This is a genomic window from Rothia nasimurium, from assembly GCF_928381705.1.
GTDB lineage: Bacteria > Actinomycetota > Actinomycetes > Actinomycetales > Micrococcaceae > Rothia > Rothia nasimurium_G.
The window spans coordinates 51,750-64,573 of sequence record NZ_CAKMSR010000003.1; the positions used below are offsets into that span (position 1 = coordinate 51,750).

Genomic DNA, 12,824 nt, shown 5'->3' on the forward strand with positions numbered 1-12,824 from the left:
CTGCGTGGAAACCCTCAAGATTATCCTGATGGTCCTCATCGCTATCGCGAGCATTCTTACCATCCTGCTGGTTCTACTGAACCGCGGTAAGGGCGGCGGCCTCTCAGATATGTTCGGTGGTGGCATGACCACCTCCCTGAACTCTTCGGGCATGGCATCTAAAAACCTAATCCGTCTGACCGTCACAGTGATTCTGCTCTGGGTCTTTGCGATTATCGGTTACGCCCTGGTGCTGCGTTTCTCTGAGGTTGCTGTTATCTAGGCTTACATCAAAAATTCCCGCCTACCGGTTCACCGGTAGGCGGGAATTTTTTTATCTCTGAATACCTGAACTCTAGGAAGCTGAGCCGATGGCGTCCTCGGTTGCCAGAATCAGGGTTTCAAGCAGACCGCGGGCCCCAGCTGCCGGGGTCTGAGTGAGGATTTCGGCGGTTAGCTGGGTTTCAGGCAGAGCGGACGCCGCCCGCAGGCGGGCAGTTGCCTCGGCCTTGTCGCTACCGGCAACCAGGAACCAGATGCGCTCTGAGTAGTTAATCACCGGCAGGGTCAGGCTTACGCGGGTGGGTGGGGGCTTGGGGGAGTCGTGCACCGCAAGGGCGGTGGCCTCAGCCTCTAGAATCTCGGCCCGGTCGGGGAAGAGGGAGGCGATGTGGCCATCGGGCCCCATACCCAGCAGGGTCAGGTCAAAGAGGGGGGACGCCTCACCCTCGGGGGCGTAGCGAGCCAGCTCAGCGGTGTAGGCTTCGGCCGCTGCCTCCGGGGTGTCAAAAACATCTGAGGCACCCATGACGTGCAGGTTCTCCTCCGGTAGCCCCAGGGAGGTGAGCCAGGCGTCCTTGGCTTGCTGCTCATTCCGGTCAGCGTGGCCACTTGGTACGAACCGCTCATCTGACCACCAGAAGTGAACCTTTGACCAGTCCACGGTCTCTTTGAGCGGGCTTTCTGTGATACCCGCTAGCACCGCAATACCCATGGTGCCGCCGGTCAGCGACAGGTGGGCAATGCCGCGGGTGGCAACAGCGGTAGCAGCCACATTGATAATGCGGGTGGCGCCGGCCAGCTGGAGCTGGGCCTTATCGCGGTGGGGAACCACTACAGGGTTAGGCATCGTAGACCTCCGTGTAATCAGCGTTGTCATCGTGAACGTCATTGACATTAACATCCACCACGATGTTGCCACTAGAGACTACAGACCTGAGCACCTCACCGTAGACCTCATCGGGGTCAAGACGGCGAAGCTCTTCGGCCAGACAGTCAGCCAGGGAGCGGGCCGGCAGAGAAATCTGCTGGTCGGGCACGCCGGGGGAAGAAATGGTAGCAATGTTACGGCCAGGGCGGTGGATGATGATGGAACCGTCTTCACGTTCTAGCTCCACCTTGTAGAGGCCCCGCTGCACATCGGTGGTGCGCAGATGAACCTCAGCACCCAGGCGGTCACCTAACCAGGCACCGAGCAGGACCACCGAGGGGCTCATGGATGAACCCGAAACTACCACGCGCTTGACGGGGGCAGGCTCAATCTGGTCAAAGACCGCAGCGATTTGAATGCGCCAGAGGGTTAGACGAATCCAGGCCAGGTCGGTATCGCCGTCCTTGTAGCTGGCAGCCAGTTTCTCTAACACACCCAGGGGGTCGTAGGCGCGGGCTGAGTCGGTAATACGGCGCTGGGCGATCTTGCCAATGGAGTGTTCAGCCGGGTTTTCGGGAACCGAGTGGGGCCACCAGGCAACGATGGGGGAGTCGGGTAGCAGCAGCCCCGAAATCAGGGACTCGGTGGCAATAGCCGCCGAACCGTAGCCGCGCAGAATGATGAGTTCTGAGGCGCCTGCGTCGCCACCCACGTAAATGCGGGCATCGAGGCGGTCCTCGGCGTCCTGACCGTAATCAATGTGCACGATAATGCGGGAAGGGTGCTCGTAGGAGGCCTTCAGGGCCGCCTCAACCGCGGTCTTTGAGTGGCCCTTCTCGGCCAGAATGACCAGGGTGAGCACACGAGAGGACGTGGTCGCCCCCTCCTCACTGCGCAGGCGGGAGAGCTCCTTGGCAACTTCGCCCACAGTGGTGTCTTTGAGTTTCTTCATCATGGGCGCCTCCAAGCACGGCCGTCGCGTTCCAGCATTTCGTGGGCTGAAGCCGGGCCCCACGAGCCGGGGGCGTAGGCTTCGGGTTTGATTTTGTTTTCTTCCCAGTATTCTTCGAAGGGGTCAAGAATCTTCCAGGAGAGCTCAACCTCTTCGTGGCGGGGGAAGAGCGGGGGCTCACCGAGCAGCACATCGAGAATCAGACGCTCGTAGGCCTCGGGGGACTCTTCGGTGAAGGAGTGGGAGTAGCCAAAGTCCATGTTGACGTCGCGGATTTCCATCTGGGTGCCGGGCACCTTCGAGGCAAAGCGCAGGGTCATTCCCTCATCGGGCTGCACACGAATCACAATCGCATTCTGGCCGGAGCTATCGGCGCTGCCGACAAAGAGCAGGTTGGGAGCCTTCTTGAAGACCACGGCAATTTCGGTGACGCGGCGACCCAGGCGCTTGCCCGCGCGCAGGTAGAAGGGCACGCCCGCCCAGCGGCGGGTGTTTATGTTCAGCTTGAGGGCGGCGAAAGTTTCGGTGCGGGAGTCGGCGGGAATGTCGTTCTCGTCAAAGAAGCCGTTGACCTCTTCACCGCCCTGGTTGCCGGCAGCGTACTGGCCGATGGCAAAGGCTGAGGCAATATCATCGGGAATCTGGACTGCCTCAAGCACCTTGGCCTTCTCGGCGCGCAGGTGCTCAGCGTTGAAGCTGACGGGCTCTTCCATGGCAGTGAGTGCCAGCAGCTGCAGCAGGTGGTTCTGAATGACGTCGCGGGCAGCGCCCACGCCGTCGTAGTAGCCAGCGCGGGTACCGATGCCGATGTCTTCGGCCATGGTGATCTGCACGTGGTCGACGTTGGTGGCGTTCCACAGGGGCTCGAACATCTGGTTGGCAAAGCGCATGGCCAGAATATTCTGCACGGTTTCCTTGCCCAGGTAGTGGTCGATACGGAAGACCGAATCGGCGGGGAAGACCCGCTCAACAATGGCGTTGAGCTCGCGGGCGGTTTCGAGGTTGTGGCCGAAAGGCTTTTCGATAACCACACGGCGCCACCCCTCGTGCTGGTTGTGGTTGGCCAGGTCGTGATCGGCTAGCTTCTGTAGTACCTGGTCGAAGTCCTTGGGAGGAATTGACAGGTAGAAGGCGTGGTTGCCGCGGGTGCCTCGGGTTTCGTCGAGCTCTGCCAGGGTTGCCTTGAGCTTTTCAAAGGACTCATCGGAGTCGAAGGTGCCGGTGACAAAGCGAATGCCGGCAGCGAACTGGTTCCAGACGTCCTCGCGGAAGGGGGTGCGGGCGTGGGCTTCAACGTGCCCGCGCACTTCGTTCTGGAAGTCCTCGTGGCTCCACTCGCGGCGTCCGAAGCCCACCAGGCCGAAACTCGGTGGGAGCAGGCCACGGTTGACCAGGTCGTAGACGGCTGGGAGCAGTTTCTTGCGCGCAAGGTCGCCGGTGACGCCGAAGAAGACCAGGGAGGACGGGCCTGCCACGCGGGTTAGTCTGCGGTCGCGCGGGTCGCGCAGGGGGTTTGAATCGTGAGTGTTGGCCACCGCCGTGAATCCTTCACAGGTTGGTTGGGGCGGCAGCTGCGAAAGGCGTGGGGGCTGCCGCGGTTCTCTTGTTCTAGTGTACTAGTGCCCACCGGGCCGGCAGGTGCTTGCCGCCGGGCTGGGGTGATGGTGAGCGGGTGCAGTGAGGGTGGGGGATACGACCCCCACCCTCAGCGTGAAACGGTACTACTTGCTGTCAGCCAGTGCGGCGGTGACGGTGTCGAGCAGTTCCTTCCAGGAGACCTCGAACTTCTCAACGCCTTCGGTTTCCAGCTTTTCTACCACGTCGTTGTAGGAGATACCTACAGCTTCGAGCTGGTTGAGGATCTCGGTGGATTCCTCGTAGGTGCCCTCGATAGCGTTACCCGCAACCTCTGCGTGGTCGAAGGTTGCGTTGAGGGTTGCCTCGGGCATGGTGTTGACGGTGCCGGGGGCTGCAATTTCGGTGACGTAGAGGGTGTCGGGGTAGGCGGGGTTCTTCACGCCGGTGGATGCCCAGAGCGGACGCTGGCGGTTGGCACCTGCGGCTTCCAGGCGGGCCCAGCGCTCGGAGGAGAAGGCCTGCTCGTAGACTTCGAAGGCCAGGCGGGCGTTAGCTACACCGGCCTTGCCGCGCAGGGCGAGGGCTTCGTCGGTGCCGATGGCCTCAAGGCGGGCATCGATCTCTGTGTCGACGCGGGAGACGAAGAAGGAGGCAACGGAGTGGATCTTTGAGAGGTCCTTACCGTTTTCCAGTGCCTTTTCGAGGCCCAGCAGGTAGGCGTTGATGACGGCGCGGTAACGCTCCAGGGAGAAAATCAGGGTTACGTTGACCGAGATACCTTCAGCCAGGGCCTCAGCGATGGGCTCTAGGCCCTCTTCGGTGGCGGGAATCTTGATCATGACGTTTTCACGGCCAACTGCTGAGTAGAGTTCCTTAGCCTGGGCCAGGGTTGCAGCTGATTCGCGGGCCAGCAGGGGAGAGACCTCGATGGAGACGCGGCCGTCAAAGCCCTGGGTTGCCTCGTAGATGGGGGCAAACACGTCGCAGGCGTCGCGTACGTCGTCAATCATGGCAGCAAAGCCAGCTGCCTCTGCTTCGGTGCCCTCTGCTGCCAGCTTCTTCATCTGCTCGGCGTAGGCTGCGCCGTTCGACAGAGCGGCAGCGAAGATGGAGGGGTTGGTGGTTACGCCGACCACGTTCTTGGTGTCGATGAGCTCCTGCAGGTTACCGCTGGTGAGACGCTCGCGGGAGAGGTCATCGAGCCAGATGGAGACGCCTGTGTCTGAAAGCTTCTGGGTGGGGGTAGTCATAATGTTTTCCTTAACTTGAAGTTCTGTTAGCGGGCAGCGGCGATGGACTCGCGGGCCTTGGCTGCGACGTTCTCGGCGGTGAAGCCGTAGTCGGCGAAGAGTTCCTCGGCTGAGGCTGAGGCACCGTAGTGTTCCAGGGAAACGGCGCGGCCTGCTTCGCCCAGAATGTCCATCCAGGGCATGGCCAGGCCGGCTTCAACGGTCACGCGGGCCTTGACGGCGGAGGGGATAACTGACTCGCGGTACTCGGCAGACTCGGCTGCGAACCACTCGCGGCAGGGCATGGAGACAACGCGGGCGGCGATACCCTCTTCTGCTAGCTGGGTGCGGGCAGCTAGTGCAACCTCGACCTCAGAACCGGTGGCAATGAGGATGACGTCGGGGGTGCCCTCGGTGTCAGCCAGTACATAACCGCCGCGGGCAGCACCGTTAGCCGAAGCGAACTTCTCGCCCTCGGCGTCCGCGTGCAGGTCTTCACGAGCCACGTTGGTCAGGTTCTGGCGGGAGAGCACCAGGCCGGCGGGGTGGTCCTTGATGTCCAGAATCTTGCGCCAGGCTACAGCGGTTTCGTTACCGTCAGCGGGGCGCACAACATCGAGGTTGGGGATTGCGCGCATAGCGGTCAGGTGCTCAACGGGCTGGTGGGTGGGGCCGTCCTCGCCCAGACCGATAGAGTCGTGGGTCCAGACGAAGATGTTGGGCACACCCATGAGCGCTGCCAGGCGGACGGCCGGGCGCTGGTAGTCGGTAAAGACGAAGAAGGTTCCGGAGAAAGGACGGGTGGGCGAAGACAGCGCGATACCGTTGGTGATAGCTGCGGCGGCATGCTCGCGAATACCGAAGTGCAGCACACGACCGTAGGGGTGGCCGGTCCAGCTCTTGGTGGAGCGGGACTCGGGGTTGAAGGACTTCTCGGTATCGATGGTGGTGTTGTTTGACCCAGCCAGGTCAGCAGAACCGCCCCAGAGTTCGGGCAGAACCGGTGCAATTGCGTTGATGACCTTGCCCGATGCCGCGCGGGTTGCGATGGAGGTGCCAGCCTCAAAGGTTGGCAGGGCCTCATCAAGTTCGGCGGGCAGCTTGCCAGCAACCATGCGCTCGTAGAGCTTGGCCTGCTCGGGGTTGGCGGCAGCCCAGGCATCGAAGGACTTCTGCCACTCGTCGCGCTCAGCTGCGCTGCGCTCAACCAGGGCGCGGGTGTGCTCAAGAATCTCGGGCTCCACCACGAAGTGCTGTTCGGGGTCGAAGCCCAGCACCTTCTTGGTGGCTGCAACTTCGTCGGCACCCAGCTTGGAGCCGTGGATACCACCGGTGTTCTGCTTGGTGGGAGCGGGGTAACCGATGATGGTGCGCAGTTCGATGAAGGAGGGCTTATCGGTGACCTTGGTGGCTGCAACGATAGCGTCGTAAAGGGCTTCGACATCTTCCTTGTAGTCGCCGCCAACGGTCCAATCCACCTTGGCAACATCCCAGCCGTAGGCTTCGTAGCGGGCTGCGACGTCCTCGGTGAAAGCCACGTCGGTGTCATCTTCAATGGAGATGTGGTTGCGGTCGTAGATGACGACCAGGTTGCCCAGCTGCTGGTGGCCGGCCAGAGCGGACGCCTCGGCGGTTACACCCTCCTGCACATCGCCCTCAGAGGCAATGGTGAAGACGGTGTGGTCAAAGGGGGAAGTGCCGGGGGCAGCCTCGGGGTCGAAGAGGCCGCGCATGCGACGCTGGGCGTAGGCAAAGCCCACAGCGGACGCCAGGCCCTGACCCAGGGGGCCGGTAGTGATTTCGACGCCCTTGGTATGACCAAATTCGGGGTGGCCGGGAGTCAGGGCGCCAGCGGTGCGCAGGGCCTTAATGTCGTCAAGTTCCAGACCAAAACCACCCAGGAAGAGCTGGTTGTACAGGGTCAGCGAGGTGTGGCCGGGGGAGAGAATGAAGCGGTCACGACCCTCCCAACGGTCATCGCGGGGATCCTGACGCATGACCTTCTGGAAGAGCAGGTAGGCCACAGGAGCCAGGCTCATCGCGGTACCGGGATGGCCCGAGCCAACCTTCTCAACGGCGTCCGCAGCAAGCACGCGAGCGGTATCAACCGCGCGCTGGTCTTTCTCGGTCCATTCAAGCTTCTGATTCAGGTTAGGCATCAGCCGTCCTCTCTCAATCTGGCTACCCAGAAATATTCATCAAACTTATTCTTCTACCCGCCCACCGACGCCCAGCGGGACAAGCCCACACAAGCACACGGTAAAACCGGCAAAAGACGCTACTTCCAGGATAGTTCACCTGCGCATATGTGGGCTTGGTTTGCCTCTCAGCGGACGCCCCCGCTTTAGGGGTGCGCTTAATCTATTAGCCAGGGGGTAGGTAGGCGTTATACGATGTAATTTGACCAAAAGCTCTTTTGGCGTGCTCACAAACCGGCCAACCCTGGCTAAAAGTGATGGGCACCACCCAAAAAAATCGGTGCGAGGGGCACCCGGGCGCGCAGACGGCGTCCGCACCCCAACACGCCGAAAACCGCCACCTATTTCACATAGTGAATCGCCCGGCGGGGGAACCGAAGAGCTGCACACACAACAGTCAAGGGAAGTCAGCATACGTGAAGGGCCATGGCATCAACACCGTGATCGACCGTACCGAAGAAGGCCAGCAAACCCCCGCTGCGCCTGCACCCGGCCGCGTCTCCCTGGGTCGCAAAATTAGGGCCTACATTCACCTCACAAAGCCTCAAATTATTGAGCTGCTTCTGGTAACCACCGCGCCCACCATGATTTTTGCCGCCGGTGGCTTCCCCAACCTCTGGCTGGTGCTCCACACCATGATTGGCGGCTCACTTGCCGCCGGCGCGTCCTGCGCCTTCAACTGCTATATCGACCGCGAAGCTGATCGACTGATGAAGCGCACCGAGAAGCGTCCGCTGGTCACCGGCGAGCTGACCGACCGGGAAGCCCTTATCTTTGCCTGGGTGCTGTCGGTTGTTTCAATCGTGTACCTCTACTTCCTGGTGAACCCGCTGGCTGCCGGTCTCGGAGTCGTCGCGATTTTCCTCTACGTTGTCTTCTACTCCCTGTGGCTGAAGAAGCGCACCAAGCAGAACATCGTCTGGGGCGGCCTGGCGGGCTGCATGCCGGTCTTTATCGCCTGGGCGGCTGTAGAGAACACCATTTCTTGGGCAGCTGTGGTGCTCTTTATGGTGATTTTCCTCTGGACGCCCCCGCACTACTGGCCCCTGTCGATGAAGTACGCCGAGGACTACCGGGCCGCCGGCATTCCTATGCTGGGCGCTACCGATTCTGCTAAGAGTGTTTCGGTGCAGGTGGTGCTGTACGGCTGGGCCATGGTGATGTGCTCCCTGCTGCTGGTGCCCCTGGGCGGCGCTGGCTGGGTGTACACGGCGACCGCTGTGCTGATTGGGGCCTGGTTCCTCTACCACTGCCACAAGCTGCACCGCCTGGCGCTGGCGGAGCAGGCAACCAGCCGGACCGCTATGGTGGTCTTCCACGGCTCAATCACCTACCTGACCGTGCTGTTCATTGCTCTGGCGGTCGACCCCTTCGTGGGCGGCCCGGTGCTCCCGCTCTAAGCCCTTCCCTGCAAGGGGACCTGATTTTCAAAAAGGGACCGCATAATATGCGGTCCCTTTTTGGTTTTGCGGTCCCCTTGTGGATAAAGGTGGATAGCGGGTCATAATTCCGTCACGGTTTCACCAGTTTTCATTGCTGAGCAAGTCCCAACCTCATGGAATTCAAGGAACTTCGACTAGCAAGTTTTCCACAGACCTCATTGAGGTAGCTTTAAGAGCGGGCCGGCAGCACACTCATAGCATGAGAAACGATGAGATTTTTGCACACGTTAAACATAGAGATGAGCTGCTGAACGACGGAGTATCTGACGCGACACTAAGTTCTAAAGTACGTAAGGGAGAGCTGCACCGATTACGGCCCGGTGTTTACTGCGATGAACAGTGGTGGTCAGCCCTGAAATATTATGAGCAGTATAGAGCTCATATTATTGCTGTCTTTTTGGCAAGTCCTGAAACAATATTTACTCATTTAGCAGCTGCAACGTTGCATGGTCTGGCAATCTTGAATGTTCCAGAGCTAGTTGATGTCCACACTCGGGTTCAGTCGAGGGGACGCGGCAAGCTGGTTCGTAAACACTATAGCTCCACTCCAGTGCCATCTGTTCAAACGCATGAGAGCGGCCTTAAAGCGACCTCAGTTATCCGAACAGTTATTGATTGTGCTCGATTTCTTCCGCATAAGGACGCTGTTGTAGTTGCGGATAGTGCTTTGAATCAGGGGTTGGTTTCATATGACGTGCTTGCTGCAGCTTTGCAACAGGTCAGCGGATGGGGCTATGTCAAGTGTCGGCGGGTTGCCGAGATAATGAGTTCACATGCAGAAAGCCCCGGTGAGACTCTGTTGAGGCTGATTCTTGTTGGCGCTGGGCTGCCTTGGCCTGATGAGCAGATTCAAGTAGAGGTGCGCGGTAAGTCATTCAGGATTGATTTAGGGTATAAGCATTTAAAAATTGCCCTTGAGTTTGATGGAAACATCAAATATACAGAGTTTGGTACTCAAGTTAATCAGGAAAATCTGGAACGGTATCGTGAGTCTCTCCTCCAAAACGAGGGCTGGATGTTTCGACGGTATCGCTGGGCCGACGTAAGGCAACGACCACATCAAATTGTTAAAGAAATTAAACGGGTTATCGAACAGCAGCAGCGTGTGTACGGCGCTAAAGCGAAACAGCCCGCGTAAGGGGACCGCAAAACTAAAAAGGGACCGCATAATACGCGGTCCCTTTTTAGTTTTGCGGTCCCCTTGGAGTGGGGGTGGGAGGAGGAAGGCTACGCCGTCCGGACGCGTCCCACCGCCTTCTCACGCGCAGCGGGGGAGGAGAGCACCAGCTGCCGCTCAAACAGCGAAGACGCCGCCAGGGCGAACACACCCGACCCAATCAGGTGCATCTCCACCAGCCAAATTGGCAGCCCGTTGAAGTACTGGGTGTAACCCACGATAGCCTGGTAGCCCAGCACCACCAGCACAAAGGCCAGAGACTTCCCAAAGATAGGGGCCCACCCCTTTGACCGCCACAGCGCAAAGAAGCCCAGCACCGAAGCGCAGTAAATCCACACAAGAGAACCGTGCAGGCGGGTCACCCACACCGGGTTAAAAGCGTGGCGGTGGGTCTCGGCGTCACCCGCGTGCGGGCCGGTACCCGTCGTAACCGTGCCCATGAACATCAGCGCAACAACCAGCACCACGCCGACCCAACCGAGCACCCGCATGAGGTGGGCGGACGCGGGGGCTCCGGCATCCGCGCCCTGAGTTGGGGCATGAGCCGGGGCGGCAGCGGGGACGAGCCCCTCGCGGGCAGCTGTACCCTCAAAGTAGCGGTAGACACGGTTGAGGTAGATACCGGCAATCATGATTATCAGGGCTGAAAGCATGTAGTGGGCGGTAATCATCCAGGGATTGAGGCGCAGCCAGACCGAAATACCGCCGACCACAGCCTGCACCGGAATACCCCAGAGCAGCAGCAGGGTCAGGTTGAAGAGGTCAGAATAGCGGGAGCGGGGGGCGACAAAGCCGCGCGACTCGAGCCAGGCGCCTAACCCTTGAGCGCGGAAGCTCTCGGATCGACTGCCCACGAGGAGGCTCCAGATGAAGCGACCCAACGAGAGACGCTCAGGGAATACCACCCGCAGCACCGCCAGGAAGGCGATGACGGTAACGGCGACCAGCACGAAGGTCAGTAGGCGGTTGCCGAATTCAACTATGCCGTGGATGCCCATTTCGGGGGTGGTGGTCCAGGAGCCGTCCGAGGTGCAGCGGGGCCAGGCGTCACAGCCCAGGCCGGAGCCGGTGAGACGGACGATACCGCCGGAAACAATCAGCACAATGTTGGCAATGGCTACAGCCCAGGCGGTCTTTTTGATCCAGCGGGTGTAGTGGCGGGGGATGAGGTGTTCACCCAGGGTAGTTGGCTGGTAGGTTCCAGCGGTGGGCGTGTGCGGGGTCGGCATGGAGCGTTCCTTCACAAAGGTTGCGGACGGTCTGGGTCAGGCTAGGCTGACCATTTAAAGAATCGGGTGGCCAGGGCAGCAAAGAGAACTGTTGCTATTAGCAAGATCAGGTGGGGTAGCAGCAGGAAGCTGTGGTAGATGTAGTCCCCTCGCAGGGCGTTGCCCAGGGCTGCTGAGGGGAGCAGGTCAATGATGGGGGACAGCCAGGTGGGGTAGCGGTCGGTGGGAATGAGAATGCCACCGGCTGCAGCCAGCAGTACCCAGGCCATGTTGACGATGGCCAAGGTTGCTTCGGCGCGCACGGTGCCGGCAATGAGTAGCCCTAGGGAGGTAAAGCAGGCTGCCCCCAGCAGCAGGGTGGGTAGGGACATGAGGACGCCGGGTACGGTGGCCGTCCAGCCCAGCAGCTGGCCCAGTGCCCCTACCAGCAGGTACTGAATCAGGAGGACCGCGAGCACCGCCAGCACCTTGCCCGCAATCAGGCCGCCCTTGCCGAGCGGGGTGGTGGAGATAAAGCGCAGCACCCCGTAGCGGCGGTCGAAGCCGGTGGCAATACCCTGACCTGAGAGCGCGGTGGAGAGCACGCACAGGGCTAGCACGCCAGGTACAGCAATGTCGACGCGGCTTACCCCGTAGCGGTTCGCCCAGGGGTCGAGAAAGCTGGTGTAGGCAAGAGCCAGTAGGCCCATGATGGGGAAGGCGATGTTCAGCATGAGCTGCTCACCGTTTTTGAGCATGGCGATGGTTTCGAACTTGCCCTGGGCTAGCACGCGGGTGAGGGCTGGTGCTGCTGTTGAGGTGGTGCTCATCGGATATCACTGCCTGATAGTTCGAGGAAGACGTCTTCTAGTGTTCGGTTGGCCAGGGAGAATTCGCCGGGCATGTAGCCCTGGGCTGCCCAGTAGGCGGTGAGGTCGGCTAGGTGCTGGGCCGTGAGCGGGCCGGTGAGCTGGTAGTGACCCTGGGGCTCTTCGACCAGGTGCAGGGGGGAGTCGCCTGCGGGCCAGATGGCTGCAAGGGTGATGCCGGGCGGGGCGGTAAAGGTGAGGCGGCGGGCGTCGTCCTGCCCGCTGGCTAGCACCTGGACCATGGTTCCGGCCAGTACGACTCTGCCGTGCTCAATCATGTAGACGTAGTCGGCGATGCGCTGGGCGTCGTCGAGCAGGTGGGTGGTGAGTACAACGGCTACGCCGGCGTCGCGCTGTTCGCGGATGATGTCGAAAACGACGCTGCGTGATTGGGGGTCGAGGCCGGCGGTGGGTTCGTCGAGAAAGAGAATGTCGGGCCGGCCGATGATGGCAGCTGCCAGGGCGACCCGCTGCTTTTGCCCGCCCGAGAGTCTGCGGATGGTGGTGCCGTTAAAGGCATCAATCCCGAGTCGGGCTGCTAGGGCGTCAACGTCGAGGGGGTTGGTGTACATGCTGGCGATGTGCCGCAGCAGGGGAAGCGGACGGACGGACGGGGGTAGGCCGCCGTCCTGCAGCATGATGCCCACGCGAGCACGCAGCTCAGGGGAGGCCCCCCAGGGGGTGTGACCGAGCAGGGAGATGCTACCGCCGGTGGGTTTGAGCAGGCCTTGGGCACAGGCTAGGGTGGTGGTTTTTCCGGCCCCGTTAGCTCCCAGTAGAACCGTAACTTGCCCAGGTTCAATGGTGAGGGAGAGATCGTTGACTGCCCGTTTGAGCCCTTCATTGGTTAGAGCTTCTGGGTGGGTGCGGGCAAAGTCCTTGGAGGGGGTGAAGTCCTTGACCAGGTTCTCGATGATGAGAGCGGCGGACGCGGGCGCACTAGGTGCGCTCTCACGTGGGCTAAGGCTGGGGGGCAGGTGGTGTGTCGTCACCCGTCTATTCTAGCCCTTTCGTTTCGGCTCTGGGCGGACGCCTGCCGCCG

General features: G+C 60.8%; 11 protein-coding genes. 3 read left to right on the forward strand and 8 right to left on the reverse strand.

The window, feature by feature from the left end:
* Nucleotides 1-4 precede the first annotated feature (4 nt).
* Nucleotides 5-262: a preprotein translocase subunit SecG gene (gene secG, locus L6762_RS03505; RefSeq protein WP_237185606.1), complete on the forward strand. Its 258-nt coding sequence runs from the start codon at nucleotides 5-7 to the stop codon at nucleotides 260-262.
* A 72-nt stretch (nucleotides 263-334) separates the two neighbouring features.
* Here secG and pgl read toward each other — a convergent pair whose 3' ends face one another.
* The 5 genes from pgl to tkt form a co-directional block, all read right to left on the reverse strand.
* Nucleotides 335-1,108: a 6-phosphogluconolactonase gene (pgl, locus tag L6762_RS03510; protein ID WP_237185607.1), complete on the reverse strand. Its 774-nt coding sequence runs from the start codon at nucleotides 1,106-1,108 to the stop codon at nucleotides 335-337.
* On the reverse strand, nucleotides 1,101-2,084 hold the full coding sequence (locus tag L6762_RS03515) for a glucose-6-phosphate dehydrogenase assembly protein OpcA (RefSeq protein ID WP_237185608.1): 984 nt from the start codon (nucleotides 2,082-2,084) through the stop codon (nucleotides 1,101-1,103). Before L6762_RS03515 ends, pgl begins: the two co-directional genes overlap by 8 nt.
* On the reverse strand, nucleotides 2,081-3,616 hold the full coding sequence (gene zwf / locus L6762_RS03520) for a glucose-6-phosphate dehydrogenase (RefSeq protein WP_237185609.1): 1,536 nt from the start codon (nucleotides 3,614-3,616) through the stop codon (nucleotides 2,081-2,083). Before zwf ends, L6762_RS03515 begins: the two co-directional genes overlap by 4 nt.
* 186 nt (nucleotides 3,617-3,802) lie before the next feature.
* Nucleotides 3,803-4,909 (reverse strand): transaldolase, encoded by a 1,107-nt coding sequence (gene tal / locus L6762_RS03525; RefSeq protein ID WP_237185610.1) that lies wholly within the window; start codon nucleotides 4,907-4,909, stop codon nucleotides 3,803-3,805.
* A gap of 26 nt (nucleotides 4,910-4,935) precedes the next feature.
* Nucleotides 4,936-7,047, reverse strand: coding sequence for a transketolase (gene tkt, locus L6762_RS03530; protein ID WP_237185611.1), 2,112 nt, complete (start codon nucleotides 7,045-7,047; stop codon nucleotides 4,936-4,938).
* A gap of 479 nt (nucleotides 7,048-7,526) precedes the next feature.
* Between tkt and L6762_RS03535 the strand changes: the two genes are divergently transcribed.
* Nucleotides 7,527-8,486, forward strand: a complete 960-nt coding sequence (locus L6762_RS03535) for a heme o synthase (RefSeq protein WP_423816782.1) — start codon at nucleotides 7,527-7,529, stop codon at nucleotides 8,484-8,486.
* 241 nt (nucleotides 8,487-8,727) lie between these two features.
* Nucleotides 8,728-9,666 carry a type IV toxin-antitoxin system AbiEi family antitoxin domain-containing protein gene (locus tag L6762_RS03540; RefSeq protein ID WP_237185612.1) on the forward strand — a complete coding sequence of 313 codons (939 nt, stop codon included), beginning with the start codon at nucleotides 8,728-8,730 and terminating at the stop codon, nucleotides 9,664-9,666.
* Nucleotides 9,667-9,755: 89 nt separating this feature from the next.
* Here L6762_RS03540 and L6762_RS03545 read toward each other — a convergent pair whose 3' ends face one another.
* The 3 genes from L6762_RS03545 to L6762_RS03555 are packed head-to-tail and all read right to left on the reverse strand — an operon-like array spanning nucleotide 9,756 to nucleotide 12,759.
* Complete coding sequence (locus L6762_RS03545) at nucleotides 9,756-10,934, reverse strand: COX15/CtaA family protein (RefSeq protein WP_237185613.1); 1,179 nt, start codon at nucleotides 10,932-10,934, stop codon at nucleotides 9,756-9,758.
* A gap of 41 nt (nucleotides 10,935-10,975) precedes the next feature.
* Complete coding sequence (locus tag L6762_RS03550) at nucleotides 10,976-11,743, reverse strand: ABC transporter permease (protein ID WP_237185614.1); 768 nt, start codon at nucleotides 11,741-11,743, stop codon at nucleotides 10,976-10,978.
* Nucleotides 11,740-12,759, reverse strand: a complete 1,020-nt coding sequence (locus tag L6762_RS03555) for an ABC transporter ATP-binding protein (RefSeq protein WP_237185764.1) — start codon at nucleotides 12,757-12,759, stop codon at nucleotides 11,740-11,742. The genes L6762_RS03550 and L6762_RS03555 overlap by 4 nt, the downstream gene beginning before the upstream one ends.
* Nucleotides 12,760-12,824 lie beyond the last annotated feature (65 nt).

Coding starts and splice junctions, on each gene's coding strand:
- pgl (WP_237185607.1), bottom strand. CDS start 1,108: ATGCCTAACCCTGTAGTGGTTCCCCACCGCGATAAGGCCCAGCTCCAG.
- L6762_RS03515 (WP_237185608.1), bottom strand. CDS start 2,084: ATGATGAAGAAACTCAAAGACACCACTGTGGGCGAAGTTGCCAAGGAG.
- tal (WP_237185610.1), bottom strand. CDS start 4,909: ATGACTACCCCCACCCAGAAGCTTTCAGACACAGGCGTCTCCATCTGG.
- tkt (WP_237185611.1), bottom strand. CDS start 7,047: ATGCCTAACCTGAATCAGAAGCTTGAATGGACCGAGAAAGACCAGCGC.
- L6762_RS03540 (WP_237185612.1), top strand. CDS start 8,728: ATGAGAAACGATGAGATTTTTGCACACGTTAAACATAGAGATGAGCTG.
- L6762_RS03545 (WP_237185613.1), bottom strand. CDS start 10,934: ATGCCGACCCCGCACACGCCCACCGCTGGAACCTACCAGCCAACTACC.
- L6762_RS03550 (WP_237185614.1), bottom strand. CDS start 11,743: ATGAGCACCACCTCAACAGCAGCACCAGCCCTCACCCGCGTGCTAGCC.